Annotated in this window: 24 protein-coding genes and 1 pseudogene; 18 read left to right on the forward strand and 7 right to left on the reverse strand. The window is 60.7% G+C overall.

The features are described from left to right. Positions 1–15: 15 nt before the first annotated feature. From AB3X94_RS22545 to AB3X94_RS22565, 5 genes are all read right to left on the reverse strand, one after another. Positions 16–1,275 (reverse strand): aromatic ring-hydroxylating dioxygenase subunit alpha, encoded by a 1,260-nt coding sequence (locus AB3X94_RS22545; protein ID WP_176111628.1) that lies wholly within the window; start codon positions 1,273–1,275, stop codon positions 16–18. Between the two features lie 43 nt (positions 1,276–1,318). Then, positions 1,319–1,834: a flavin reductase family protein gene (locus AB3X94_RS22550; protein ID WP_176111627.1), complete on the reverse strand. Its 516-nt coding sequence runs from the start codon at positions 1,832–1,834 to the stop codon at positions 1,319–1,321. Positions 1,835–2,205: 371 nt separating this feature from the next. Further along, a complete protein-coding gene (locus tag AB3X94_RS22555; RefSeq protein WP_176110690.1) occupies positions 2,206–2,517 on the reverse strand; it encodes a hypothetical protein in 312 nt (103 codons plus the stop codon). Between the two features lie 103 nt (positions 2,518–2,620). After that, a complete protein-coding gene (locus tag AB3X94_RS22560; RefSeq protein WP_176111626.1) occupies positions 2,621–3,778 on the reverse strand; it encodes a porin in 1,158 nt (385 codons plus the stop codon). A gap of 409 nt (positions 3,779–4,187) precedes the next feature. Next, on the reverse strand, positions 4,188–6,038 hold the full coding sequence (locus tag AB3X94_RS22565; RefSeq protein WP_368612821.1) for an AMP-binding protein: 1,851 nt from the start codon (positions 6,036–6,038) through the stop codon (positions 4,188–4,190). Positions 6,039–6,265: 227 nt separating this feature from the next. Between AB3X94_RS22565 and AB3X94_RS22570 the strand changes: the two genes are divergently transcribed. Then, complete coding sequence (locus AB3X94_RS22570; RefSeq protein WP_368612769.1) at positions 6,266–6,463, forward strand: hypothetical protein; 198 nt, start codon at positions 6,266–6,268, stop codon at positions 6,461–6,463. A 77-nt stretch (positions 6,464–6,540) separates the two neighbouring features. Continuing rightward, positions 6,541–6,897: a hypothetical protein gene (locus AB3X94_RS22575; protein ID WP_368612822.1), complete on the forward strand. Its 357-nt coding sequence runs from the start codon at positions 6,541–6,543 to the stop codon at positions 6,895–6,897. Between the two features lie 137 nt (positions 6,898–7,034). Here the strand turns inward: AB3X94_RS22575 and AB3X94_RS22580 are convergent, their stop codons facing one another. Beyond that, complete coding sequence (locus tag AB3X94_RS22580) at positions 7,035–7,481, reverse strand: hypothetical protein (RefSeq protein ID WP_368612770.1); 447 nt, start codon at positions 7,479–7,481, stop codon at positions 7,035–7,037. A 366-nt stretch (positions 7,482–7,847) separates the two neighbouring features. Between AB3X94_RS22580 and AB3X94_RS22585 the strand changes: the two genes are divergently transcribed. The 5 genes and pseudogenes from AB3X94_RS22585 to AB3X94_RS22605 all read left to right on the forward strand — a co-directional run bounded on the left by AB3X94_RS22585 (position 7,848) and on the right by AB3X94_RS22605 (position 13,682). Beyond that, on the forward strand, positions 7,848–8,258 hold the full coding sequence (locus AB3X94_RS22585) for a DUF4148 domain-containing protein (protein WP_368612771.1): 411 nt from the start codon (positions 7,848–7,850) through the stop codon (positions 8,256–8,258). A 221-nt stretch (positions 8,259–8,479) separates the two neighbouring features. Next, a pseudogene (locus tag AB3X94_RS22590) lies at positions 8,480–8,719 on the forward strand (DUF4148 domain-containing protein); the annotation flags it as partial. A gap of 34 nt (positions 8,720–8,753) precedes the next feature. Next, on the forward strand, positions 8,754–8,990 hold the full coding sequence (locus tag AB3X94_RS22595; protein WP_368612772.1) for an LrgB family protein: 237 nt from the start codon (positions 8,754–8,756) through the stop codon (positions 8,988–8,990). 227 nt (positions 8,991–9,217) lie between these two features. Further along, positions 9,218–11,716, forward strand: coding sequence for a filamentous hemagglutinin N-terminal domain-containing protein (locus AB3X94_RS22600; protein WP_368612773.1), 2,499 nt, complete (start codon positions 9,218–9,220; stop codon positions 11,714–11,716). Between the two features lie 607 nt (positions 11,717–12,323). Beyond that, positions 12,324–13,682 (forward strand): alpha/beta fold hydrolase, encoded by a 1,359-nt coding sequence (locus AB3X94_RS22605; protein ID WP_368612774.1) that lies wholly within the window; start codon positions 12,324–12,326, stop codon positions 13,680–13,682. 145 nt (positions 13,683–13,827) lie between these two features. Here the strand turns inward: AB3X94_RS22605 and AB3X94_RS22610 are convergent, their stop codons facing one another. After that, positions 13,828–15,693 carry an alkaline phosphatase family protein gene (locus AB3X94_RS22610; RefSeq protein ID WP_312883695.1) on the reverse strand — a complete coding sequence of 622 codons (1,866 nt, stop codon included), beginning with the start codon at positions 15,691–15,693 and terminating at the stop codon, positions 13,828–13,830. A 431-nt stretch (positions 15,694–16,124) separates the two neighbouring features. Between AB3X94_RS22610 and phnF the strand changes: the two genes are divergently transcribed. The 11 genes from phnF to AB3X94_RS22665 all read left to right on the forward strand — a co-directional run bounded on the left by phnF (position 16,125) and on the right by AB3X94_RS22665 (position 25,686). Further along, complete coding sequence (gene phnF / locus AB3X94_RS22615; protein WP_176111618.1) at positions 16,125–16,856, forward strand: phosphonate metabolism transcriptional regulator PhnF; 732 nt, start codon at positions 16,125–16,127, stop codon at positions 16,854–16,856. Between the two features lie 118 nt (positions 16,857–16,974). Then, complete coding sequence (phnG, locus tag AB3X94_RS22620) at positions 16,975–17,451, forward strand: phosphonate C-P lyase system protein PhnG (RefSeq protein ID WP_176111617.1); 477 nt, start codon at positions 16,975–16,977, stop codon at positions 17,449–17,451. Further along, the gene (gene phnH / locus AB3X94_RS22625) at positions 17,441–18,019 is read left to right on the forward strand and encodes a phosphonate C-P lyase system protein PhnH (RefSeq protein ID WP_368612775.1); all 579 of its coding nucleotides are present in this window, start codon (positions 17,441–17,443) and stop codon (positions 18,017–18,019) included. Before phnG ends, phnH begins: the two co-directional genes overlap by 11 nt. After that, entirely contained in the window at positions 18,019–19,149 is a 1,131-nt protein-coding gene (locus tag AB3X94_RS22630) for a carbon-phosphorus lyase complex subunit PhnI (RefSeq protein ID WP_368612776.1), read from the forward strand. Before phnH ends, AB3X94_RS22630 begins: the two co-directional genes overlap by 1 nt. Then, positions 19,146–20,066 (forward strand): alpha-D-ribose 1-methylphosphonate 5-phosphate C-P-lyase PhnJ, encoded by a 921-nt coding sequence (locus AB3X94_RS22635; RefSeq protein ID WP_368612777.1) that lies wholly within the window; start codon positions 19,146–19,148, stop codon positions 20,064–20,066. Before AB3X94_RS22630 ends, AB3X94_RS22635 begins: the two co-directional genes overlap by 4 nt. Then, positions 20,063–20,893, forward strand: coding sequence for an ATP-binding cassette domain-containing protein (locus AB3X94_RS22640; protein ID WP_176365371.1), 831 nt, complete (start codon positions 20,063–20,065; stop codon positions 20,891–20,893). The genes AB3X94_RS22635 and AB3X94_RS22640 overlap by 4 nt, the downstream gene beginning before the upstream one ends. Positions 20,894–20,902: 9 nt before the next feature. Next, positions 20,903–21,625: a phosphonate C-P lyase system protein PhnL gene (gene phnL / locus AB3X94_RS22645; protein WP_368612778.1), complete on the forward strand. Its 723-nt coding sequence runs from the start codon at positions 20,903–20,905 to the stop codon at positions 21,623–21,625. Beyond that, positions 21,622–22,776, forward strand: coding sequence for an alpha-D-ribose 1-methylphosphonate 5-triphosphate diphosphatase (locus tag AB3X94_RS22650; protein WP_368612779.1), 1,155 nt, complete (start codon positions 21,622–21,624; stop codon positions 22,774–22,776). Before phnL ends, AB3X94_RS22650 begins: the two co-directional genes overlap by 4 nt. Positions 22,777–22,786: 10 nt before the next feature. Then, on the forward strand, positions 22,787–23,344 hold the full coding sequence (gene phnN, locus AB3X94_RS22655) for a phosphonate metabolism protein/1,5-bisphosphokinase (PRPP-forming) PhnN (RefSeq protein ID WP_176111610.1): 558 nt from the start codon (positions 22,787–22,789) through the stop codon (positions 23,342–23,344). Then, on the forward strand, positions 23,344–24,150 hold the full coding sequence (gene phnP, locus AB3X94_RS22660; protein WP_368612823.1) for a phosphonate metabolism protein PhnP: 807 nt from the start codon (positions 23,344–23,346) through the stop codon (positions 24,148–24,150). The genes phnN and phnP overlap by 1 nt, the downstream gene beginning before the upstream one ends. Positions 24,151–24,240: 90 nt before the next feature. After that, positions 24,241–25,686, forward strand: coding sequence for an MFS transporter (locus tag AB3X94_RS22665; protein ID WP_368612780.1), 1,446 nt, complete (start codon positions 24,241–24,243; stop codon positions 25,684–25,686). The last annotated feature ends 11 nt before the right edge of the window (positions 25,687–25,697 follow it).

The raw sequence follows: 25,697 nt of genomic DNA on the forward strand, positions 1-25,697 counted from the left end.
CCCCTTTAATGTGTTTTACTCGACTCCGATTGCGTCTTTCAACTGGCGCAATACCTCAGGTGGCTGACCGATCGAGAAAACAAAATTCGTGAGGTGGCGTTTAAAATTCTCATTCTGCATCCACTGCTCGCGAGGTACGGCCTTAAGTTGTTCATCGGGGAACGCGACAGGCAGGCTCACATTTTTGGCTTGTTCCGGTTCGCGGATCAGTCCCTTCGGATCGCGACCTTCCGCAATCGCCTGAAGGTCGGCCTCGAACCGGCGACGCAGCATTACCACGCCCTTGTCGCTTGAACCCAAAACCTCTTTCGTGCGATCGGCAATCGTACCTTGCCCGACCCAAGCCATGAAATCCTGGTTCAGAATATGCGAATCATGGTATTTGCCATTCGCATCCATGACAGGCGATTCCCACGTCGGGATCTGGTCCTGTACATAGGGCCGTGCTTCAGCCGGAACTGGAAGATAAAACCAGGAAATACTCAGGGTATGCCCGTCATCGACCGGCACGCGCCATTCGAAGTGCTCACCGAGGAAGAACCCATTTGGGTACAGACAGACGCGGCCCGTGGTCCATAGCGGATGCTCAGCATTGGTGTCCGTGCGCTGCCGCTTATACTGATAACCGAATTCGAACTCTGTGAAATCGAGTGCTGTGTGCCTGGGAACGTATTTCTCTTTCGTGCCCCCCATGCGACGCACCGAATAATTCGAGTGCTGCCATTCGAAATGAATAGGGTCGATCGAATTCTCCTGGCACTGGAGCCAGTTGCAATTGATGACCGAGGTCACGATCTGGCAAAACCCGTTTTGCCAATTGAAGGGCTCCCAAACAGGCAATTCGGGCATCGTCTCAATCGGACCCATATAGGTCCAAAGCATGCCGCCTGCGACCCTGACCGGGTAGCTCGTGATCTTGAGACCGGCTCTGGCCGTCGCGTCGGGAACCGCTGTATCTTCGTAGGGACGCTCGGAGCACTTGCCATCCGCCTCGAATTTCCAGCCGTGATAGGCACAGCGGATGCCTTTGTCCTCAACGTAGCCAAATTGGAGACTCGCACGACGATGCACACAATGACGATCGAGAAGGCCGTAATTGCCGCTCAAATCCCGGTATAGAACCAGATCTTCACCAAAGAGACGCATTGGCTTGATCAACCTGGTATCGAATTCCGAAACCCCGGCAATCGGATGCCAATAGCGACGCAGGAACTCACCCATCGGTGTGCCTTTCGACGTCGCGATCAGTAGCTCGTTCTTCTCTTTGCTCAGCAATTGCGTCTCCTGCTGGGGAATGTTGGCCTGATCTTGCTGTGTATCAGTTGGCGCCCGCGATCGCAGCGTATTTGCCCGCGTGGAAAACTAGTGGCGGTGCCGGACCTTGGTCTTGAACAAGCGCCGTGACCTCGCCCACGAACAGTGTGTGATCGCCACACTCATAGGCGTGACGGAGAACGGTCGCAACCTGAACGTTTGCGCCTTCCACGATTGGTACATGTTCAAGTTGTACGAAAATGGGCACCAGGACAGGATGGGTTTTGCCCGCGAAATGGTTTGAGCACCATTCCTGATCCTGAGCCAGGATGCTGATGCCAAAGCTCTGCGCTTTGGTTATCCGTTCGTGCATTTTTGCTGATTTCGCGATCGAAACCAGAACAAGCGGAGGTTCGAGCGAGCCGGACATAAACGAGTTGGCCGTCATTGCGTGGACTTCGCCCTCCGTGTTAGCGGTGACAACGACAACACCAGTCGCAAACTGACCCATGGCATTGCGAAATTCACGGCTCGTAAACGGCAACGTGACTCCGGACTCTGGTGCAACAGTCAAACTCATGGTTAATCCAATCTATGTAAACGACACAAATGCAAAGCCAATTAATGGTCGATCAAGTAGTTGATTGGAAGGTTGCCTTAGTTTTTAATGGTCAGGAATTCGGGTATGTACCGACCGGAGAGCGCATGGATCCGATAAGACTACGTGGGATTGTCGACCTGTTTCGACATTGGGCCCTGACGGAACAGCCCGAGCGATACGTGGCGATGTGCTTGCCAATGACGCTCGTTGCGTCGCTGTGGGATGCTTCGAGCCGTATTTTGCAGCGCGCTCGCTCGGAGACAATCCACTAGCGCGAGGTTGAAGTGCAAAAGCTCCGCGGATGCAAAAAAGGCGAACGGGTCCGCCTTTTTGCGCAAGCAGTGAACCACTTAGTGGCTCGCTCCGGCAGGCACTTTAGCCGGGGGGTTCTGAGCCTTGTCCGGATAGTCCGTATACGAATCGCTCTGACCGCCCTGTGCCCCGACTCTCTTCAGTTCAGCATTCTTCGCTGCCCGCTGTTCCTTGCGCGCTGCTTTGCGTTGTGCCTTGATCTCGGCTTTCGTCATCGAGGCGGCCGGAGCCGATGAGGACGCTGCGGCCGGCGCACTGGCAGGCTTGGCCTGAGTCTGGGCCGCGAAGCTGATGCTCAGGGCGGTAATCGACGCGGACAATACCAGCTTGCGATAGAGTGAAAAGGTCATGTTTTCTCCTTGTGCGGGTTCAAGTGCCGGAGTCCCGGGAGGCCCGGCACGTAACATAGCTACGTGTATGGGATAAAGAGCGCCGGCCCGAAGGCTGCGGTGCTTAGAACATCTGCCTGATCCCGATCTGCACTGCGGCCTGGTTGCTGCCGCTCGAAAACCCGGCAGCCGCCCCCGTCGGCCCGATGCCGGTGCCGGCCACTGGACCGAAGACCGGTGCGCCGGTCACGAGGAAGTTGCCGGCCGGCTGGTTGCCGGCGAAGGCGTGCTGGAACGTGCCGAACGCGTAGATACTGGTCCGCTTCGACAGCAGGTAGTCAATCCCTGCGCTGGCAATGCCGAATTTCTGCGTCGGCGTCAGGCCCTGGACGTTCACGCCGCGCTGCATGAAGTACGAATAGCCGACGCCAGCATGCAGATCCGGTGCGAACTCATACTTTCCGCCAATTTCGAAATCCTGAGTAATCATCGACGAACCGAGCGGAAGCGTCAGGTTCGTGTACGAATACACAGCGTTCAAGTACGCATTGTTGGCAACCTGGAGACGCGCGCCCGCGGCGACCGTATAAACCTTATCGCCGTGGAACACGATTTGGGCAATCGTTGCGTCGGTCGTCGGTGACGAGCTCCCATTGGTGCGCGTGTATGCCAGCGATCCAGAGAAAGGACCCATCAACCCCTGCGGCGCATAGGAGAGCCCGGTGCTCAACACATGGTTGGAATTGCCGTTGCTGAACCCGTACATGACGCCTGCCCGGAGGCCGCGATAGTTCGGCGTCTCGTAGTCGACGGCGTTCGCAACCGCTTCGCCAGCGGTGCGGTCGATGTCATAGGAGAGGTGGAACGAATAGGCAGGTGCAAATTGCACGCCATTCGTATAGAACGTCACGTCGCGGTACAGGTAGTCGAACATCTGCCCCATCTTGACCGTCCCCCATTGATTGCTGGTCAGGCCGACGTACGCGTCGCGGTTGAAAATCTTGCCGGCCGCGGTCATGTTGCCGTTCGTCAGGTTAAAACCGCTTTCGAGCTTGAAAAGCGCCGCCAGTCCACTGCCCAGATCTTCCCGGCCGGTTAAACCCCATACGTTTGGCCGGTCGATCCCGCTGTCGAGTTTCCAGACCGAGTGGCCGCCACTATTGCTAATGTAAGTGACGCCTGAATTCACAACCCCGTATAGCGTCACGCTGCTTTGTGCATATGCGTGTCCGACGCCCAGCAACGACAGCGTTGCTGCGCAACTGATTTCCTTCAGTTTCATGCGATCTCCTCCGTGGTTATAAACGCCATAAACTTATTAAATCCATCCAATTCAATGCAACGCTTAGTAATGCGCATTCACCTAAGTCCAGTGGCCGATAAAATCATTCGGGAGCGTCATCAAAGAAGCTCGCGTGGCGCGCTTGCCTGGTGCCGCCTTAAACGACCATGGCTACCGGCGGTCATGTCAGGCGGATGGAACTCATGAGCTCTGGCTGACCTGCAGGCTGCATTGCCGTTCAGAATCCTTGAGCCGTGCGTATTTGCAACCCGCCATCCAATAGTGAACAGCGGCCCAGAGCAGGATCGAAACGGCGCTCAGCAAGACATACTTGATGCCCGTGGCACTCGCGGCCCGCGCGCATGGACACCAGCTGATGCGCCGTAGCAGTGATTGGCAGCTCGGAATACTATTCTTCGATCGTCACGACATTAGCGCCGGGTTTGTCCGCGTATAGCGCCGCTATCGCGCCCGCGCGACGCGCGAGAACGGCCCGCTGATTGATATAGCCCTTGTCGGTTATCTCACCGCCATCGATCGATGGCGGTTCGTTCAACAGCATCACACGGCGGATGCGCATGCTGCTACCGGTGTGACGTCCGTTGTGGCGCAGCAGTGATTCGCGCAACGCGTCGTGGAATGGCGCGTGGCAGGAAAGCGCCTGCGCGTCGCGCAGGCCGAAACGTTCCTGACATGCTTCCTGGTTGGGCCATGCGAGAAGCGCCACATAAGGCAGATCGGCGCCCGCGACTTCCGCGTCGCGCAGCAGGGGGGCGGCGCTGCTGATTACCTCGACGCGCAGCGTACCGACGCGCACGAAGATGCCCGACTGCAGTTTGAATTCTTCTGCGACGCGACCGGCAAAGGCGAGTCCTTCCTCCGGTTTTGTCCGATCCACGAAGGTCACGGCATCGCCCAGACGGTAGTAGCCTTCGTCGTCGAAGGCGAGACGCGTCAGCCCCGGCTGTTGCAGATAGCCAGTCATGACAGAAGCCGCACGCGCACGGATTTCATAGCGTTCTTCGTCGAGCGGCACCAGTTTCAGTTCGACGCCAGGCTGCGGAAGACCAACCAGACCGGCCTGCCCGGTGGGCCAATGTACTACCGTGGTGGCAGCGCACGTCTCGGTCGAGCCATAGCTGGCCACAAACGGAACGCGGTGCCCGCGGTGGCGAACGGCCAGCGTTTGCAGACGTTCATAGAGACTGTCGGGAAGCTTGGCGCCAGATGAGGTCAGGCGCCGCAGGCGCCGGAAGAACTGCTGACCAAACGTCTCGTCCGCCTCCAGCGCATCGGCAAGCATGGCGTAGCCTGCAGGCACGCTGTTGAAATTTGTCGGCGAAACCTCCTTGAGGTTGCGCAGCGTCTTCGCAAACTCGCCGGGCACAGGGCGTCCATCGTCGATGTACATCGTCCCGCCATCGTGCAGGACGCCGTTGAAGATCGCCGTACCGCCTGCCACGTGGCTCCATGGCAGCCATTCGAGCAGCACGGATTCCGGAGCGGCGGGATTACGGCGCACAGTCTGCGCGTGCATGGCCATCGACACGCACAGCATGCGCTGCGTGACCGGCACGGCCTTGGGCTCGCCAGTCGAGCCTGATGTGAAGAGGTACTTGGCCACCGTATCGTGCGTAATGGCGCCGATCGACGCCTGCACCTCCGGGCCCACCGGCGTGGCGAGGACCGCGTCCCACGCCGTGGCGTCGATGTCATCCGCCGGTTCATCGACGTAAATGACGCGCGCGTCACATAAATCGACGGCGGCGTGCAGCGCCGCGCGGAACTGGCTCGCGCTTTGCACGAAGATCACTGCTGGGTTGATCAACGCGACCATCGCCTTGAGCTTGGCGTAATCGGTGCTTAGCAGCGAATAGGCCGGGGTCACTGGTACATAGGGCATGCGCGCCTGCATGGCCGCGAGCTCGAAGACCGCATGTTCGAGGGTGTTGCCGCTCAGCACCATCACGCTGCGTCCCTCGAGACGTTGTGACAGCAACCACTGAGTCACGGCGTCGACCTGGAAAGAGGCCTCGCCGTACCTGAGCATGCGCCAGTCTCCAGTGCGCGGGCAGCGCTGTTTCAGCCATGGCTGCTCGGCGCGCTCGACCGCACGACGCCTCAGGACGCCCGGCAGATGCGCCTCGACCGGACCAAGTGGCACCTTGCTGCGCATATAGACCGCGCCGTCGGCTCGCTCGACGACCTCGACATTGCGCTCGAGGAAGGGGAGATTGATGAAAGGAGACTGGGCAATCATGTTCACGAAAGACTCTGAAAAGGAGCAACGGCACGATCGGACCACGTAATAAGGCAACCTTATATGCGTTTCAGCGCCGAATCTACATGGTAGAAACACTTAATGGGCTGTTCGCCGACTATTTTTGAATTTCGCAGTGGCACATGATATAAGGTCACCTTATACGTGCGACACGATGGCTCCTCACTGGCTCGACTTTGCACACGAACCACGGAGGAATCCTTACCATGAGTACCAAAAGCGCCGCATATATCGCGAGGATCCACGAACATCCCATTCGCCGGGCCGACGGACTGTCGACAGCCCAGATGCGTGCGGACGTCGCGCGCGGCGTACTGGAGGACGACCCGGTGACGATGGGTTTCTGCCGACGCACGATGGGCCGCCCGTGCCTGCCTTCGCCACGTCTTGCGCCGAGGCGGTGAGGGCCTATTCGCAAGCGGCGCGCTGAGATGGAGGCGCATGCGCTACGCAGCGTAGCGTGTGTTCCAGTCGCGCCGTGGTGATCGGCGCGGGCAACATGGGTGCCGGCATTGCAATGGCATTGCTGGCGGATGGCCTTGCGGTGCACCTGATGACCAGGCGGAAGCGTCGCTTGCCGCCGCGATCGGGCGGATTAGCGAGTCGCTCGGGCGCGATGTGGAGCGCCAACCAGAACATGTCCCTTCTTGCCTCCCTGCTCGGACGGCGTGTACCGGACCGCATTGATCATCATATTTCGGACGATCCTGTCCAACGCATGTCGATCCGTACGGACCAGATACGGGTGATCATGGAGTCTCAACCTCAGTCCTTGCGCCTCAGCCGGCGACTGCATATCCGCGACTCGAGACGTCTTCGACCAGACTGGTCGATTTAATGCTCCGCTCGATAAAGCTCAACTTCAGGCCGGGCGTGGTGAGCGGTTGGCGCAAATCGTGGCTTATCGCAGCGATAAACTGGTTCTTCTCCGCCGTTGCCGCTGCGGCCTGAGATCGGGCCTCCTCGAGAACGACCTCATTTACACATATGAGTTGCTGAGCGTTGCAAACGTACCAGGCGATGACGCAATAACCAATTATCTGAGCCGAATACCAGTCGAACATCCCCTGGCCGGTAAATAAATAGCAGTGGTGCCATGTTAAATGCGAATGGGATAGTGCCGAACAACAGGGCACCTAAAGCCGCACGAAAACTCGGTGCGAGCAGCAGTAAGGTAAATGCCTGGCTGACCATCGTCAGTTCCAGGAAGCCATACCTGGCAAATCTGAAGTAATAGTTGTGAAGGATCACGAAGGTGGGTGGTTTTAGCCCAAAGCTGGCCGCCGCCCACCAGAACGATGTCAGCGTGACCAATGCAGCCCATGCCCAGTGCATCTGCTCGACCGCGCTGACGCCGGCGTGCTCCGCGAGCGTCATGGTCTTTTTCAGTAAGTAAGCTGCGAAGGGAGACAATACGAACATTTATACTCCAGAAAACGAACATTTAATGCCGAACATCAAACTATCGACGCAATCACAACTGACACAGTTACGCGGCGTGATAATGCAAGACAATTTGACACAAGGAGCGCGTCAATCACTATGCAACGGGCTCGCCTTTATCTCTGCCTTTATCTCTTATCGAGTGCCTGTTGTGAGCACGCCTCTATAACCGGCCGGCGCGGAAAACGCAGTGCGCACATGCGCGACGTTTTGCCGAGTTAAGGAGTCGCGGACGAGACTCCATACCCCATATCAACAACAACTTCCCGTCTGTTTTTAGAATTTGCTGCGTGTTCTATTAGGTATCTGGTCGGTTAAGTTGGCCGTTAATCAAGGAGCTCTATCATGAAGACCCTTGCATGCATGGTCCTCGCTAGCTGTGCACTGTCCAGCCCAGTCGTCAGCTTCGCTCAGGGCACCGCGCCCGTCACCCGTGCGCAGGTGCGTGCGGAACTGATCCGTCTCGAGCAGGCCGGCTATCACGTGGGCGACGGCGATCAAACGAAGTATCCCGAGCCAATTCAGGCTGCTGAAGCGAAGATCGCTGCACAGGACAGCCAGCAGGCCGGCAACCGTGACATTGGCGGCACGACGACCAACGTCGCTGCACAGGAGAGCCAGCAGGCGGACAACAGCGACGCTGGTGGCACGACCGACGGCACCTCAGCTTCCGGCGGTGTCCGGCATGTATCGAAACCATCGCCATCTTCGTGCGTCGGCCCAGCAAGTTACTGCAACCTTTTCTTCGGCAATTGACCCCGATAGCTCGCCCGATACCGCCCCGACGATCAGGGTAGATTGCCTGCCGCATGGTATTGACCACGTTGACTTCGCCGCTTAAACCATTCCAGCATCAAGCCGCTTTCGATGGACTTTCGCGAGTTACACGGGCGGTCTGACGAGCTATGTCAATCCAGCACATGCGTTCCCGCCGAACCCATGGGGTCTTCTTTGGCGCCGCGCCGGGGCCTGTCCTGAAAAAGCCAGTCACGCGCGCCAAGGTCGAGGCAGAAGTGCTGCAACTCGAACAGAATGGCTACAACCCGGCCGCCGCACTGGATGCCCAGTATCCCGCTGATATTCAGGCTGCCGAAAGGCGTGTTGCCGCGCAGCACGCGACTGGCCAGCACACGTCGGGATATGGGTCGCCGATGGCCGGATCGTCGCAAACCGGTCCCGCCCAACATCCAATGGTGGTCAATCCAGACGGTCAGTGACGAGTTGCCTTCGCTCACCGCGGCGATCGTCATCTTGACCGGCATTACCGGTGCGACCCTGAGAAACGTAGTCATGGATGCCGTTGGTGTGCGGCGTGACGACGTGCGCGGCTTTGTGATGGGTGTTGCTTCCCACGCCTTAAGTACCAGGGCGTTTCGGATCAGTGAAGACGCCGGCGCCTACTCGGGACTGGGAATGGCGATGAACGGCACTATGTCGGCGTTTGTCCGCCCGGTGCTTCTGCCCTTCCTCGGTGGCTGGTTGACTTGACCGTCACTGGCAACGCCGGTGATGCTGTGAGGCCCCTGTAGGTGTCATTCGCCCAATCACAAGCGGCCATGTCGCAAAAGTCCTGCCAGGAAGGCGCAATGCGCTGAGAAACCGGCATGCACCCGCGACGCCAACTGCTATTCTTCATATGCTGCGACTCACGCGTTTCCGGCCGGCTCTGCGGGGTCGTCGGTAACCATTCCGCACGCACGCGGAAAGGGGGCTGTATGTCACATCCGGAACAACCTCGGCCCGCGCGACGCACACCGGGTCGACGGCAGTCGAGCGGACCCCTCTGGCTCTCCATCGGTATTTCGCTGGCTGGACTGTCCCTCACACCTGTGGCGTTCGCGGCGGGTAGCCTGCCGCAAGGCGGCCGTTACGTCGCCGGCACCGGCACGATAGCGGGCGCAGGCAACAGCCTCGTGATCACGCAATCCGGTTCGACACGTGGTGTGATCGACTGGAACAGCTTCTCGATCGGCGGAAGCAATAGCGTGACGTTCAATAACGGCGGTGGTGCGACGCTGAACCGCGTGACGGGAGGCTCGCTCTCCGCGATCTTCGGCAAGCTCAGTGCCACGGGCAGCGTGTATCTGGTCAATCCGCAAGGTGTCGTCGTGGGTCCATCCGGCGTGGTGACGACGGGCGGACGCTTCGTCGCATCGACGCTGGACACGGACAACTGTGCGTTCATGAAGGGCGGCGCGCTCACCGTGTCGGGCAACTCGGACGCGGTAGTCGTGAATCTCGGGAAAATCAGTTCCAGCGGCGGCGACGTGTTCCTGATCGCGCGGACCGTAATCAACGGCGGCACCGTCAATGCGCCTGACGGTACGGCGGAATTCGCGGCCGGGTCGAAGGTGCTGCTGCAGGACTCGTCGAGCGGCCAACAGGTATTCGTCCAGGCGGGCAGCGCGGGCAACGTGGTCGATTCGGGTACCACGCGCGCCGCGCAGATCAGCCTGCAAGCCGCGGACGGCAACGTATATGCACTCGCGGGCGGCGGCGCGCGCATCCGTGCGACGGGCAGTGCGACTCGCGACGGGCATGTGTGGCTCGTGGCGGACGACGGCACGGTGTCGCAACGAGGCGCAATCGTAGCGAAGAACCCGGACGGCAGTGGAGGCACGGTCGATACCGAGGCAGCGCAACTGTCGTTCCAGCGCGGCGCCGCCGTGTACGCCGGTCGATGGAACATCGCAACGCCATCGCTTACCGTGGACGCTTCAGTGGCGCGTGCGCTCCAACGCAGCCTGAATGCGGGGTCCACTGTCGAACTCTCGACCACCGGCGCCAACGGTGCGGCTGGTGACCTGCTTATCGCATCCGATATCGACTGGCGCGGTGCGTCGGCGCTGACGCTCGCGGCTTACCACAACGTCGCGCTTTCTCCGGGCGCGACGATCCGCGACACGGGTACTGGCAACCTTACGCTGCGCGCGGACGCGACAGGCATCGATAACGGCGGCAGCGTGACGAACGGCGGCACGATCGACTGGTCGAAGAGCACCGGGACGGTCAGCGCGCTATACGACATGAACGGCACCTACACGCCGGGGACACTGCTCGCCAACACGACCTGGACGGCGCCGTCCGACAGCGGACTGATCACTCAGATTACCGGCTACCAGCTCGTCAATTCACTTGTGGATCTGGAAAACATTTCGCTCGATCTCGCCAGCAACTATGCGCTCGGCAAGGACATCGACATCAGCACGCCACGTTGCTGCGGCACAGGCGTCTATGTGCCGATCGGAACTGGCGCCGCGCCGTTCGCCGGACAGTTCGACGGCTTGGGCCACACGATCTCGAATCTGAATGCGTGGCAGAGTGTTCCCGCCACGGGCGATCCGGCGAATCCCGAGGCAGCCAGTGGTCTATTCGGTGTGGTCGGCGCGACGGGCGTCGTTCGCAACGTCAGCGTGAGCGGCTTCGTGAGCATCAGCGGCTATGGCTCCTTCGGCATCCTGGCCGGCGTCAACGACGGCCAGATCGTGCGCGCCCAGACGAGTGGCAGCCTTTCCTTATCTGAACCTTTCGTTTCGATCGATGCGATGAGCGGCGGTCTCGTGGGCTCGAATTACGGCACGATCACACGCTCGTCCAGCGACGCGGCGATGGTGAGCGAGGGCGTGTTGGGCGGCCTCGTCGGATACAACTTCAGCACCGGCGTAATCCGGCAGTCGTATGAATCGCAAAGCCCGGACATCCCGCCGTCGTTTGGGCCGGGCACCGTGAATTCCGCGGCTCACGGTCTGGGCGCCGGCGGTCTGGTCGGCACAAACGACGGTCTGATCACGCAGTCATATGCGACCGGCTCCGTTACGTATGCGCCCGACTACTGCGGTGGTGGTGGCGGCTTCGCCTGCTTTGGCACGGGGAGCGCGGCGCTCGTTCAAAGCAACACCGGCACGATCGAGCAATCTTTCGCGACCGGCACAGTCACCCAAATGGTCCTGGCCGGTCGTGGCCCCCCGCCGTTCGGCCTGGCGCTAAGCAACACCGGCACGATCGCCAACGACGTCTACTGGGACACGCAGACAACCGGGGCCACGGTCGGCGTGGGCACGGGTACTCCGGTGCCGATCGCGAATGGACTCACCACCGCGCAGATGAGCATGCCATCTAGTTTCGGCCCGACGTTCGACTTCAGCTCAACCGGCGTCTGGGCACTCCCGGCCGGCGCGACCCATCCGGTACTGCGTTGGCAACTCGGTCCTTGAGGGGAACGATCATCGCAGGGGACAAACAACCGAAGGGCATGGCTTCACGGAGTGACCTGAGGTACGCAGAGGTAGCTTTGGCTGAGGCGCTTAAATCCAAGGGCTTATGCGACCGTTGTATCGCTTCTGAACTGGAGCCACGCGCAGGCCGGCGCGGCTCTCGGGTAGCGGGTTCTCGCTACTGCGCAGAACCGGTCGGCCAACTACGGACGGTGGCCCGCATTTCCATGTGGACGCTCGAACGTCCTATCCACCTCAGATAACCGACCGTCGCGCATGAGCATGTTTGTGTGCGTCCCGCTGCGTTCACCGCTGCCGTCCTCTTTGCTGCAGTGAATGGAGGCACATTGGGTTCCCGCCCCCCGTCGTCACGCCCCTCCCTCTCGCCCAGGTCTTCCTTTGTATCCCAACGTATCTGCAAACAGACTGGATACGCGCGCTTACACACATCCAGCTCTCGGACACAAACGCGATACGTTCATCCGGTCAAATACGCCCGTCGCGAGCCGAACGCCGGGCCGCGAACCGCACGTATGACTTCGTGAAGCTGTACGTCGCAGATTTCACTCGCAACGCAACACGCTGATCAAGGCAGGAGATCGATTCCATGTCAAAAGACACCCCACCATCCGCATCGCGTCGACACTTCGTCGGTATGGCCGCCGCGGCGCTCGCCGCAGGCTCGCTGAGCCGCCTCGCCTTCGCAGATACGAACCCGGAAGTCGGCAAAATCGTGGAACCCGCGAACGGCGACAGGTCCGCAATTCGTCCGTTCCACGTTCATGTTCCGGACTCGCAGCTCGTCGACATGCGGCGTCGCATCAAGGCCACGCGCTGGCCGGATCGCGAGACGGTATCCGACGAATCGCAGGGCATTCAGCTCGCCACCATTCAGGGGCTCGCGCAATACTGGGCGACCGGCTATGACTGGCGCAAATGCGAGGCGCGGCTGAATTCGTATCCGCAGTTTGTCACCGAGATCGATGGACTCGATATCCATTTCATCCATGTGCGATCGAAGCACGACAACGCGATGCCATTGATCGTGACGCACGGCTGGCCCGGCTCGGTGATCGAACAGTTCAAGATCATCGATCCGCTCGTCAATCCGACTGCGTATGGCGCGCCGGCTTCGGACGCCTTTCATCTCGTGATTCCATCATTGCCTGGTTATGGTTTTTCAGCGAGACCAACCACAACGGGCTGGGGTCCGGAGCGCACCGCCCGCGCGTGGGTCACGTTGATGAAGCGGCTCGGATATCAGCGTTTTGCATCCCAGGGAGGCGATCTCGGCGCCATCGTGACGAACATCATGGCCAAACAGGCGCCGCCCGAACTGATGGGGATTCACGTGAACTTCCCTGCTTCCGTTCCCGCAGAGGTTCTGAAGTCGCTGGCCGCGGGCGACGCGATGCCTGCCGGCTTATCGGACGAGGAGCAGCACGCGTATGAACAGTTGAGCGCCAACTTCAAGAAGAAGCGCGGTTACGCATTCGAAATGGGCACACGCCCGCAGACGCTGTACGGACTCGCCGACTCGCCGGTCGCGCTGGCGTCCTGGCTGCTCGATCATGGCGATGGCTACGGCCAGCCCGCTGCGGCGTTGAGCGCGGCAGTGCTCGGTCATCCCGTCAACGGTCATGCCGCAGGTGCGCTCACGCGCGACGACGTGCTCGACGACATCACACTCTATTGGCTCACCAATACGGGGGTTTCGGCGGCTCGCTTCTATTGGGAATCGCACGCGAACTTCTTTCTCGCGGCCGACGTCAATGTGCCAGCCGCTGTGAGTGCGTTTCCCGGAGAAAATTACCAGGCGCCAAAGAGTTGGACCGAAAAGGCATATCACAACCTGATTTACTTCAACAAGCCCGAAACTGGCGGGCACTTCGCCGCGTGGGAAGAACCGATGATTTTCGCGAACGAAGTGCGCACGGGGTTAAGGTCCTTGCGCGCCCAGGTTTGAAGCGCTCTGACGAATGCGCCGGCGGCTCAGCGGTCGCTAGCAGCATCGCCTCAATAGTCCGCTCGCCCTGCGGATGAAACTGCCGCGCCGGGAGTGCGCGGCGGTTCCATTTTGTGGTGCCCAGCGTACCTCGTGCAGAACACGATCAGAAAGGCCACCATCCCTTACCGCCGCTGCGATCGTCATCGCTGTCCGGCCTGCCGTGGTCATGATCGTGATCGTCGGATTCCCGCTTGAAATCGAACAGATCGAACAGGTCACCGATCGCAGGCGCATTCACCGGCACGTATGGGTTATGGCTGCGTTGGATCGGATTTGGCAGGTTGTCACGACTACGACCCGTGATCGGCGGCAATCCCCAGTTGCGCTCAATGAATTTGACGATTGAAGCGTGATCGGAGTAGCTGTGGGAAATGCGTCCTCCGGTCGAGTACTTCGACACTGCGATCATCGGGATGCGCGAACCATCGCCAAAATAGTCAATGGGTTGAACATAGCCTGAATCGTAGTAGCCGCCGCCCTCGTCGGTGGTGATCAGGATCGCCGTCGTGGCCCATAGCTTCGGGTCGCTCTTTACCGCATCGACCAGTTTCCTCACGAACGCCTCGTAAAGTCCAAACTTCGACGATGTCGGATGTCCATCAAGCAAGCCGCCCGGCTTTACAAACGATACAGCTGGCAGATTGCCCGCGCCGATGTCCGCATACAGGTCAGGCAAATCTGCAAGATGCGTGTCCCGCACCTGCTGGTTCGTCATGATCGACGTCTCGTACAGGAACGGATTGCAGATGTTGCAGTAGACGCTTTTCGTCGGATCCTTGATGAAGCTCTGCCAGCCTTCCCCGTAATACTTCCAGGGGATGTTGCGATCAAGCAGAGTGTCCCCGATGGTGCGCACCGGTGACGGCGGGATCGTGAAAGGCGACTTCGACCTGTCGAGTACCGTGCCGTCGCCGTTATATCCAGGGTTGTAATTGTTCAGCAGGTAATAGTGCTTTGGCGCGCAGTTCGCCTTGGGGTCGTAGGGCAACGATTCGAGGTATTGAAGGATCGGGCCGACGCCCGGCTGGCCCGGGTCCGAACAGTTGCTATAGCTGCCGCCCGAGTAGCCATCCTGGGTGTACCAGTTGTTGGTGCCGGCCAACGGATCGGGATTTTCAATCTGATCCAAAGGTGGCGTTGCCGCGTTGCCGTTGCCGTCGGTGTAGTAGTACGCATCAGCGGCGCCGATCATGATGCTGTTGGCCCCCGTACCGCCCATCACCGGTTGGTGATAATTGTCGCTCATCGCGTACTGCCGCGCCAGTTGCGTGAAGTACGGCATGTCGCGATTGTTCACGTTGTAAAAGCCGAGCGCATTCGAGCCTTCACCGGTGGTCTGATCGCTAAAAGGCGTCGGTCGCGGCTTACCGTTGCTACCCGCGCCGATGGTAGTCTCGACCCACGCAAACAGGTCGCCCAGACAGCCACTCGGATTCTCGCGGCTCGCATGCGCGACGGCACAGTCCGCTTGCTGCCAGGCTTGATAGAAGCGGTGCACCGGACCACCCATGTACGCATCATAGAGCGGAGGCTGCAACAGGTATGGACCGTTCAGCAACGCATTGTAGTTGGCCACCCGCGAATCCTCTGCATGCGCCGGCAGCCCTGTCGCGCCGGTCAACAGTTGATCGATGTCGGACGCTTCGAGCGCCGTCCCCTCGGCCTGCGCGGCCGCATCGTGAGTCGCGAATGGTGGCGGGCTCGCATCGCTCGCCGCAGTCGGCGCCCCGCCGGTGTTGGGCGCCGGCAGCGTCCCGTACGGCGTTTTATTCGACGGGGCCAGCGCGAATTTGGCCGGTCCAATCAGTTGCGCCTGATATTGCTGTGCCTTCGCGAAGTGTGGCCCAGGGGAGCCATCCGCATTGACGATGCCGCGCGACAGCAGGTTCCACACTGATTGGCCTTGCGCGGGTTGATAGGTGCCGAAAACGTGATCAAACGTTCGGTTTTCGCCGACAACAATGATCACATGCTTGATCGGCGTCAGTGTTGGGGACGTTCGATCGTTGCCTGCCGCAGATACGCCGGCGGGCAACGTAGCGAACGCTAACGCGGCGACTCCCGCGAATGCTGCGATCGAAAGTCGTACGCATACCTTATTGCATCGTTGTGACAGTTGGGGCCTCACCATTTGCCGTCTCCTTACCGTTGATTACAACGGTAAGACCTTAGGGCCGTTCCATGAAGCTGGAGAGTCGTTGGCATTACAGACGGCTGTCGTCGTGTGCGCGAACCCGTTGGACAAAGGTCCAGACGCCGGCTCGGAATTGCAATCGTTCCGTGGCTTTTCGACACGGACGCCGCTATCAGTCGACTTCCGAGAACCTGCCATCCCCGCATCACATCTCTGTCACACACTCTTTGTAGGATTCGGTTATCCACTTATCTAGATAACCGTATATGAGCTTGTACGCTGTCAGTCGAGAACAGGGCGAATCCTTGTATGCCCAGATCGCACGACAACTGGAACAGGAAATCGCCAACGTCTATGCACCTGGCGACTACCTGCCATCCGAGGGCGAACTCGCGTCACGCTTTGGGGTGAACCGGCACACGCTCCGTCGTGCCATCGACGAGTTGGTCGAGGCCGGCCTGGTGGAGCGCCGTCATGGCCGCGGCATCCTTGTGCTCGATAACCAGATCGACTACCAGATCGGCAAAACCACCCGCTTTACCGAAACCCTGAACGCTCAGGGTTTGCTGGCCGGAAACCGCATCCTGCGCAAGCAGACCTTGCCTGCCAGTGTGCGCGTTGCCGAACGCCTGGCCATCCTGGAAGGCGAGCCCGTGCATTGGCTGGAAACGTTACGAAGCGTGGACGGCAAGCCGATGTGCCTCATTTCGCATTTCTTGCCAGCACAACCCTTCCCCGATCTGCTTGTCCGTTATCAAGGCGACTCCCTTCACGCTTTTCTGAATGCAGAGTATGGCTGCCAGCTGCGTCGCGTCGATAGCGCCGTCACGGCAGTGCTACCCCAAGGTGACGACGCGCGAATCCTTGGCATGCCGCAAAACCGGCCAGTGTTGCGGGTCAAGAGCGTGAATGTGGATGAGCGCGACAACAAGCCGGTCGAGTATGTGATTACCCGGTTCCGCGCAGACCGCGTCCAGTTGCGCATTCCGCTGCTGTAAGGGGTCTGGGGTCATCCCTGAGGCAAAGGTTGCGGCCTTCGGGCCGCATAAATCGGCTAAGAAATCTAACTGCTTCACCAAGTTTCTAGTGCTATATGTATATTCAGAAGGACAACTCATGAACGCGACAGCGTCGCAGCCCACTCGCGGGGACTGGATGCGCTACTGGACGAACGTGCCGGCACAGCGCATTCGCGCACTCGCGCGTCAATTCGGTGAGCAATTTCAGGTGGAAGACCTGGAAATCCCGCAATCGGGCCTCGCCTTGGTGCCACTCACCGACGCTGCCATGGGCGAGACTTACTACCTCGGCGAGATTCCGGTCGCAAAGGCGCATGTGCGCCTGACCGACCCACAAGGCGGCACCGCCGAAGGCGCGGCGATCGTCATGGATGACCGCACGAGCCTGATTCGCGCACTCGCGATCCTGGACGCGGTAACGGCTGCCGCCTGGCCTGGGCATGATGCGGCCGTGGAACTTCTTCGTGAAGGCAAACAGATCGTCGAAGCAACCGCGGCCGATCGCAAGAAGCTGCTGGCGGCAACGCGCGTGGACTTCGCGTTGCTCGCCGCGCAGGAGGACGATGATGAATGAACTGCAGACGCGTATCGTCTCGCATCCGGCCGACTGGACACCACTGGTTCAGCAGCGCGCGTTTCGCCGCATCCTGGATGCGTTTTCCTATCCTGGCCGAATCAGCGAACTCGAGACGCAGGCCACGCATGTGCTGCCACTCGTGCTTGCGACGCTGGTCGATCCCGCAACTACGCTGGCCGATCCCTGCGAGATGATCGGCGCGGCAGACCGTCAGCGCCTCGGCGCGAAGTCCACTAGTGCGGATCAGGCTCAATTCGTCGTGATGCCGGGCAGTCAACTACCCGCTGTCGAGCCTGCTTTCGGCACGCTCGACAGCCCGGAAAGCGGCGCAACACTCGTACTGGTCGTCGATGAGATCAAGCAAGGTGGCGAGCTCGTCCTCAGCGGTCCAGGCATTCAAAGCAGCGTTTCGCTGCACGTGTCGGGAGTCGACCCGCAGTGGTGGAAGTTGCGCAAGCAATGGAACAGCGGCTTCCCACTTGGCGTCGATCTGGTACTGCTGGACGAGTGCAGCGTAGTCGCACTGCCCCGCACGATCAAAGTTGCCATCGAAGGAGGCCGGTAATGGGTTATGTGGCTATCAAGGGCGGCGGCCGGGCAATCGAGGGCGCAGAGCGTGTCGTCGACGCGTTGCGTACGGCCGAGGGCGAGCACGGCACGCCGCTGACCCTGCAGACGATCGAACATCAGCTTCGTTCGCTGACCTCGCGAGTGGTTTCGGAAGGCGGGTTGTATCACCCGCGCCTCGCCGCGCTCGCTATCAAGCAGATGCAGGGCGATACGCTCGAAGCAGCGTTCGCACTGCGAGCCTATCGTTCGACCAAGCCTCGGCTGCTCGAGGCGCCCGTACAGCACACGGGCGAAATGCGCGTGATCCGCCGTATCTCCAGCGCGTTCAAGGACATTCCTGGCGGTCAGATGCTCGGTCCGACCAACGACTACGCGCTGCGCCTGATGCGCCTCGACCTCGCCAACGAATCACCCGAAGCGTTCCGCTCGGTTGCACGCACGTTTCTCGACTCGATCGACGAAAGCGATCTGCCGGACACCTTCCCGAAGGTCGTGGATGCACTGCGCGCCGAAGGACTGCTCCCGGCGCTGCAGCCGTCACGCACCGAGCCTTTCGATGTCACGCGCGATCCGCTGATCTTCCCGGTTCCGCGTTCCGCCGCCCTCGCGACGATGGCGCGCGCCGAAACCGGCTCGCTGCTCGCGGTCGCTTACTCGAACATGCGCGGCTATGGCGATGTCCACCCGACCGTGGCCGAACTGCGTGTCGGCTATGTGCCGGTGCGAATTCCCCATCCGGTCACGGGCGAACTCGTCGAGGCCGGCGAGGTGCTGATGACCGAGTGCGAGATGGTCGCGATGTACGAAGACGACGACGGCGGCGGGCCACCCGTCTTCACCCTCGGCTATGGCGCGTGTTTCGGCCACAACGAAGTCAAGGCGATCTCGATGGCCGTGCTTGACCGTTCGCTGCAGAACGGCATGCGAAACGGTCCGACCAATCCGTCGGAGGACCCGGAGTTCGTGTTGCTGCATATCGACGGCGTCGATTCGATGGGTTTCGCGAGCCACTACAAGATGCCGCATTACGTCACGTTCCAGTCGGACATGGACCGGCTGCGCACGACCCAGCAAAAGGCTGCGGACAAGCAGACCGAACAGGATGCACAAGGAGTCGAGCTATGAACGACCTCTACGAACTGCCGCTCGACGAAGCAGGTTACAACTTTGGCTTCCTCGATGAATACGCGAAGCGTGAGATCCGCCGCGCGGTGATTAAAGCGATTTGCGTTCCCGGCTACCAGACGCCGTACGCCTCTCGTGAAATGCCGATGGGCCGTGGTTTCGGCACGGGCGGTCTGCAGCTCACGCTGTCCCTCGTCGGTCCGGACGACACGCTCAAGGTGATCGACCAAGGCTCCGACGACTCGGTCAATGCGGTCAATCTGCGTCACTTCGTCGAACTCACCTGCGAGGGTGTTCAGACTACCGAGCACACCCGTGAAGCCACGTTGATCCAGTCGCGCCACCGGATTCCCGAAGTCGCGTTGACCGAAGAGCAGATTCTCGTCCTGCAGGTGCCGTATCCCGATCCGCTGGTCGTCGTGGAACCGTCCGAGGCGCGCCGCAAGACGATGCACGGCGAAGGTGACTACTCGCGTCTGCTGACCAAGCTGTACGAAGACATCGTGCAGTTCGATGAAATCACTATCTCGCATCGCTATCCGACGCGGATCAACGGTCATTACGTGATCGACCCGAGTCCGATTCCGCGCTACGACGTGCCGCGGCTGCACATGTCGGCCGCGCTCGTGCTACTCGGTGCGGGACGCGAAAAGAAGATTTATGCGGTGCCGCCCTATACCCGCGCGGACCCGCTCGCGTTCGACGACGTGCCGTTCCGCACCGAGGACTTCCACGACGAGCACGGCAATCGCCGCGCCTGCGTGCGCTGCGGCTCGATCGACAGTTTTCTCGACGAGATCATCGGCGAGGACGGCGACAGGTCGTACCAATGTTCGGATTCGGACTACTGCAACGACTATCGCAACGGCCGCACTCAGCAGAAGGCCAACGCAACGAACGAAGGAGCAGTCCAGTGAGCCCCATTCTTCAAGTGCGCGGCTTGACCAAGATTCACGGCACAGGCTGCGAGCGCTGCATCGAAAGCACCGGCCCGGAACAGGACACCAACATCTGCCCGCATTGCGGTTCGGTGGTGGCTGCCCACGACGTCAGCTTCGACCTGCGGCCCGGCGAGATTCTCGGGATCATGGGTGAGTCGGGGTCGGGCAAGTCGACCGTCGTCAAAACGCTGTACTTCGATGAAAAGCCAACCGCGGGCACCGCGCGCTTCTTCGATGAAGACAATGACTGGGACCTGTTCGCAGCGAATGCCGCAGCACAACGCTGGCTGCGCAATCATCGCTTCGGCATGGTGTACCAGAACCCGCATCTCGGCTTGAACTTCAACGTGTCGGCCGGCGGCAACATCGCCGAGCGCCTGTTGATGAACGACGTGACGCTGTTCGGCGAGATCCGGGAACGCGCACGCGACCTGCTCTCGCGCACCGAGGTATTGCCCGAACGTATGGACGAGTCGCCGAAGAAGTTTTCGGGCGGCATGCAACAGCGGGTGCAGATCGCGAAGGCACTCGCGACCCGTCCACCGCTGCTGTTCCTCGATGAAGTTACGACTGGCCTCGACCTGTCGGTGCAGGCGCGCATCCTCGATCTGATCCTCGAGATCCAGCAGGAACTCGGCACGGCGATGATCGCCGTCACGCACGATCTCGGCGTGATCCGCTTGCTGGCGGGCCGCACGATCGTGATGAAGTACGGCCGCATCATCGAGTCGGGCCTGACCGACCAGATTCTCGAAGACCCGCAGCATGCGTACACGCAGCGGCTTGTGGCCTCCGCTCTCTGAGGTAAACCAATGTCCGCGATCCTGACCGTTAAAAATCTGAGCAAGCACTTTGCGCTGCACGATCAGCGCAAGACCATCCCGTCCTGCGCGAACGTCTCGTTTGCCGTCGAGCCGGGCCGCCTGTCCGCGCTGATCGGCCCGACCGGTGCCGGCAAATCGTCGGTGCTCAAATGCATCTACCGTACTTACCTCGCGAGCGCCGGAAGCCTGCTGTTCCGCACCGCAGCCGGTGAGACGGTCGATCTCGCGCAGGCGTCCGAGCACGAAGTGCTCGCGCTGCGCAAAGACGAGATTGGCTTCGTCACGCAATTCCTGCACTGCCTGCCGCGCAAGGCCGCCGTCGATGTCGTGGCCGAGCCGCTGCTCGTGCGCGGCACCGCGCGTGCCGAAGCGCGCGACAACGCGCGTGGAATGCTCGATGCGCTGAACGTGCCCGAGCGTCTTTGGGAAGTGCCCCCTGCGACCTTCTCGGGTGGTGAAAAGCAGCGCGTCAACCTGGCGCGGGGCCTCGTCGCTCGCCCGCGCCTGTTACTCCTCGACGAACCGACCGCAAGCCTCGATCCGCGCACCACCGACAAGGTTGTGGAGATCCTGCAAGGGATCAAGGCCGAAGGTGTGGCGATGCTCGCCATCTTCCACCATCTGGACCTCGTAGAGCGCCTTGCCGACCAGGTGATCGAACTTGCACCGCCGGTTGTCCACTCCCCTCTTTCTGAAGCGATCACGCAATGAGCCGCCAACTCCTGACGAACGCAACCGTCGTTCTCGCTGACGAAGTGCGTGAAAGACTCGCCGTACTCATCGAGGACGGCAAAATCGCGGCGCTCGACCCAGAACATACCGCCGGAGCGACCGTGGTCGACCTGCAAGAACATACGCTGATCCCAGGTATGATCGACCTGCACTGCGACTCGCTTGAAAAAGAGGTGGAGCCTCGTCCCGGCGTGTATTTCCCGATCGACTTCGCTTGCGCGCAGGCAGACAAGCGCAATGCGTCTGCGGGCATCACCACGGTATTTCATGCGCTGTCTTTCGCGAACCGCGAGTTCGGCGTACGCAACAACGAAACGGCAGCCGAGCTCGGCCGCTCGATCCACGCCTGGCAAGCGCATGCGCTAATCGATAACAGATTCCATGCACGCTTCGAGGTGACCGACGGCACCGCCCCTCCGGTTCTGTCGTCGCTGATGGACGAAGGCGTGATCGACCTGATCTCGTTCATGGATCACAGCCCGGGCCAGGGTCAGTTTCGCGACGTGGAGTCGTTCCGCAAATACCTTGCGAACGCCTACAAAGCCGACGATGCCACGCTCGACGAGATCATGAAGCAGAAGGCAGAGGCGGCCAGAGGCGCGATCGAACGCATGCAGCAACTGGCTGCGCTGGCGCGCGCCAAGGGTGTCGCAATTGCAAGCCACGACGACGATTCGGCCGCCAAGGTCGACGTGGTACGCGATCTCGGTGCGACGATCTCGGAGTTCCCGATCAACCTCGAAACGGCCCAGGCCGCGCGCAGCAGCGGCATAGCCACGCTGTTCGGCGCGCCGAACATTCTGCGCGGCAAGTCGCAGTCGGGCAACATGCGTGCGCTCGATGCCGTGCTGGCAGGCGTCGCAGACTGCCTGTGCGGCGACTACTCGCCTGCCTCGTTGCTGCCAGCCACGTTCAAGCTGCCCGAGGTCGCGGACGTTTCGCTCGCGCACGCGGTCGCGCTCGTGACGCGCAATCCGGCGCGGGCAGCCGGGCTAAACGACCGCGGCGAGATCGCGGTCGGACAGCGCGCCGATCTGGTCGCAGTCCAGCGGATAGGTGGGTTGCCGCATGCCGACCAGGTGTGGTCTCGCGGCAAGCTCGTGCTCGGCGCGAGCCGCGTGCATCACTGAGGCCGCTTCCATGTCAGGCAATCTGATCTACGTAAGCGGTCCTTCCGGCAGCGGCAAGGATAGCCTGCTGCGCTATGCGCGCGAGCAGTTGTCCGGCCACGTGGGGATCTGCTTTGCTCATCGCTACATCACGCGCGCAGCGGACGCCGGTAGCGAGAATCACGTCGCGCTGAGTCCCGAAGAGTTCGCGGCGCGCAGCAGCTCGGACCTGTTCGCGCTGAACTGGACGAGCAATGGGCTGCAATACGGTATCGGGGCCGAGATCGACCATTGGCTGGATAAAGGGTTGACCGTCGTGATGAACGGGTCGCGCGAATATCTGCCGCATGCACGCACGCGCTACCCCCACCTCGTGCCGGTGGAAATTGCAGTGCCGCAAGCGGTACTGCGTGAACGCCTTCTGGCGCGCGGTCGCGAAACGGTCGAGCAGGTGGAGCAGCGCCTGCGGCGCAACCATTTGCTCGAGCAGCGTGCCGGCAAAGTGGAGATCATCCGCAACGACGGTGATCTCGGACAGGCGGGAGAGGCACTGGTTTCGCTAATTCTCCGCTGTGCGGAGCCATCATGATGCGCGTTACTTTCCTCGGCACCGGCGCGGCAGGCGGCGTACCGCTCTACGGCTGCAACTGCCCCGCATGTACACGAGCGCGAGCCTTACCCGCTTGCGTTCGTCGCCCCTGCAGCGCATTGATCGAAACGGACACGACCCGCGTTCTGCTCGATGCCGGACTGATGGACCTATCCGAGCGTTTTCCCGCTGGAAGTTTCGACGCGATCGCACTCACGCACTTCCATCCAGACCACGTGCAAGGGTTGTTCCATCTGCGCTGGGGCGTCGGGAAATCCATCCCGACCTGGGCCCCGCCAGACAGCAACGGTTGCGCCGATCTGTATCGCAACCCGGGCCTGCTCGCATTTAATCAGGCACAGAAATTCGGCACTTTCGATGTCGGCGACCTGCGTTTTACGGCGCTGCCGCTGATCCATTCCAAACCAACGTTCGGCTATGCAATCGAAGGGCCAGAGGGCGAACGCTTCGCCTATCTGACTGACACGATCGGGTTGCCGCCTTCCACGCTGGAGTGGCTGCAGAGATGGGAAGCACTTTCGCTGGCTCTCGACTGTTCTTTACCGCCAACGGATCAGCCGACCAACCACAACGACTGGAATACCGCATGTGCGCTAGTCAAGCAGCTGCGGCCAGTACGTGCATGGATGACGCATGCATCCCATACGTTCGATACGTGGCTACTTGAGCAATCAGAAAACGTCATGCCAGAAGGTGTTTTGATCGCGCGGGACGGCATGGCTCACGTGCTTCCCCGTGATTTTCGGACTGCACAGACGTCCGAGGGGGCCGCCATGGCCAGCTAATCCGCACGGCATGAATCGCATGTGTCTTCAAGATGTCACTTTACTTAGTACGACGAATATCACAACGAATCAGGAAAGGAACATATCGACATGACTTCCCGAACCACCATCAAGACCGACGCCTTAACCCGGCTCGATCACATGCCGTGGACCCGCTTCCACACCTTGCTGACGGTCGCGCTGGGAGTGGGCTGGACGCTCGACTCTTTTGAAACCAATATCATCGGTAGCGTATTCGGCACGATCAAGGCGCTTTGGCACCTCGACGCGGCCCAAAGCTCGCTGGCCGTAAGCGTGTGGGTGCTCGGCATTCTGATCGGCGCGGTCGCGTTCGGCTACCTGGCGGATCGCTTCGGCCGCAAACGCCTGTTCCTGGCTACGCTCCTCTGGTATGCCGCGTTCAGCGTGGCAACCATCTTCGCGTGGGATTACCACTCCTTTCTCGTGTTCCGCGCGCTGACCGCGCTCGCCGTGGGCGGCGAATACTCCGCCGTGACGGCCACCATGGGCGAATTCATTCCGCGCCGCAATCGCGGACGTACCGACGCGCTGATCCTGTCGGGTTTTCCCCTCGGTGCCGTGCTGTCCGCCGTTGTTTCGTACTACGCGCTGAATCTCCTGCCGCCCGACACCGCGTGGCGCGTGGGTTTCGGCCTGGGTACCACGATGGCCCTGATTTTCTTCTGGATTCGCCGCGTGATTCCCGAATCGCCGCGCTGGCTTCTGCAGCAAGGGCGCGTGACCGAAGCTGAAGCAATCGTCGATGAAATTGCCGCGTATGCGAAGCGCGCCGGGATCAGCGCGGCTACCGAAGCGCAGAAGCGCTATCAGCCCACCGCGATCGTGCCCGCACACCCGACGTTCTGGCGCAATGTGGGTGAGCTGGTTGGCCGCTATCGCGGACCGTGCGGCCTTGCCAGTGCGCTGAACTTCTCGCAGGCAGTCGTAGTGTATGGCGTACTGTCGTTGATGGCGCTCGTCATTCTGCCGTACATGAAAGTGCCTGCTGCTGCGATGCCGATCTACTACATTTACGGCAACGTAGCGGCTTTGCTCGGCGGCTTGCTGGCATCGCGTGTGCTCGAGTCGTGGGGGCGTCGCTCGTCGCTGTTCACGAGCTACACGTTCACCGTGCTCGCTATCCTGGTGGTGTACTTTGCGCAAACGCTGCCTTCCATGGTGGTCGGCTACTGCCTGATCCAGTTTGGCGTCACGTGGGGTTACATCTCGGCTTACGTGGTTTCGTCTGAAATCCTGCCGACGCGGTTGCGCGCCTCGGGTTTGGGCGTGTCCGTTGCTTTCGGTCGAGTGGGCGCAATGATCACGCCGCTACTGCTCACCAGCGCCTTCAGCACGACGGGCACAACTTCCGCACCGTTGCTCGTGCTGCTGGCGCTTGCGCTGCCCGGTCCCATTGCCGCCGCGATCTGGTGGGTCAAGGGACGCGAAACCCGGCATATTTCGCTGGAGGAAGGCAGCGATGATGCGTTGACGGAAGCCACACCGCAGCAAAATTTCCGAACGCGCGAAGCATAGACGCCTTGAAA

It is taken from the genome of Paraburkholderia sp. BR10923, assembly GCF_040948765.1.
GTDB classification, from domain to species: Bacteria; Pseudomonadota; Gammaproteobacteria; order Burkholderiales; family Burkholderiaceae; genus Paraburkholderia; species Paraburkholderia youngii.

What these genes read in the sequence shown, in the direction of transcription:
- AB3X94_RS22550 (WP_176111627.1), bottom strand. Translation starts at nt 1,834, where the DNA reads ATGAGTTTGACTGTTGCACCAGAGTCCGGAGTCACGTTGCCGTTTACG.
- AB3X94_RS22555 (WP_176110690.1), bottom strand. Translation starts at nt 2,517, where the DNA reads ATGACCTTTTCACTCTATCGCAAGCTGGTATTGTCCGCGTCGATTACC.
- AB3X94_RS22560 (WP_176111626.1), bottom strand. Translation starts at nt 3,778, where the DNA reads ATGAAACTGAAGGAAATCAGTTGCGCAGCAACGCTGTCGTTGCTGGGC.
- AB3X94_RS22565 (WP_368612821.1), bottom strand. Translation starts at nt 6,038, where the DNA reads ATGATTGCCCAGTCTCCTTTCATCAATCTCCCCTTCCTCGAGCGCAAT.
- AB3X94_RS22570 (WP_368612769.1), top strand. Translation starts at nt 6,266, where the DNA reads ATGAGTACCAAAAGCGCCGCATATATCGCGAGGATCCACGAACATCCC.
- AB3X94_RS22580 (WP_368612770.1), bottom strand. Translation starts at nt 7,481, where the DNA reads ATGTTCGTATTGTCTCCCTTCGCAGCTTACTTACTGAAAAAGACCATG.
- AB3X94_RS22585 (WP_368612771.1), top strand. Translation starts at nt 7,848, where the DNA reads ATGAAGACCCTTGCATGCATGGTCCTCGCTAGCTGTGCACTGTCCAGC.
- AB3X94_RS22600 (WP_368612773.1), top strand. Translation starts at nt 9,218, where the DNA reads ATGTCACATCCGGAACAACCTCGGCCCGCGCGACGCACACCGGGTCGA.
- AB3X94_RS22605 (WP_368612774.1), top strand. Translation starts at nt 12,324, where the DNA reads ATGTCAAAAGACACCCCACCATCCGCATCGCGTCGACACTTCGTCGGT.
- phnF (WP_176111618.1), top strand. Translation starts at nt 16,125, where the DNA reads ATGAGCTTGTACGCTGTCAGTCGAGAACAGGGCGAATCCTTGTATGCC.
- phnG (WP_176111617.1), top strand. Translation starts at nt 16,975, where the DNA reads ATGAACGCGACAGCGTCGCAGCCCACTCGCGGGGACTGGATGCGCTAC.
- phnH (WP_368612775.1), top strand. Translation starts at nt 17,441, where the DNA reads ATGATGAATGAACTGCAGACGCGTATCGTCTCGCATCCGGCCGACTGG.
- AB3X94_RS22630 (WP_368612776.1), top strand. Translation starts at nt 18,019, where the DNA reads ATGGGTTATGTGGCTATCAAGGGCGGCGGCCGGGCAATCGAGGGCGCA.
- AB3X94_RS22635 (WP_368612777.1), top strand. Translation starts at nt 19,146, where the DNA reads ATGAACGACCTCTACGAACTGCCGCTCGACGAAGCAGGTTACAACTTT.
- phnL (WP_368612778.1), top strand. Translation starts at nt 20,903, where the DNA reads ATGTCCGCGATCCTGACCGTTAAAAATCTGAGCAAGCACTTTGCGCTG.
- AB3X94_RS22650 (WP_368612779.1), top strand. Translation starts at nt 21,622, where the DNA reads ATGAGCCGCCAACTCCTGACGAACGCAACCGTCGTTCTCGCTGACGAA.
- phnN (WP_176111610.1), top strand. Translation starts at nt 22,787, where the DNA reads ATGTCAGGCAATCTGATCTACGTAAGCGGTCCTTCCGGCAGCGGCAAG.
- phnP (WP_368612823.1), top strand. Translation starts at nt 23,344, where the DNA reads ATGCGCGTTACTTTCCTCGGCACCGGCGCGGCAGGCGGCGTACCGCTC.
- AB3X94_RS22665 (WP_368612780.1), top strand. Translation starts at nt 24,241, where the DNA reads ATGACTTCCCGAACCACCATCAAGACCGACGCCTTAACCCGGCTCGAT.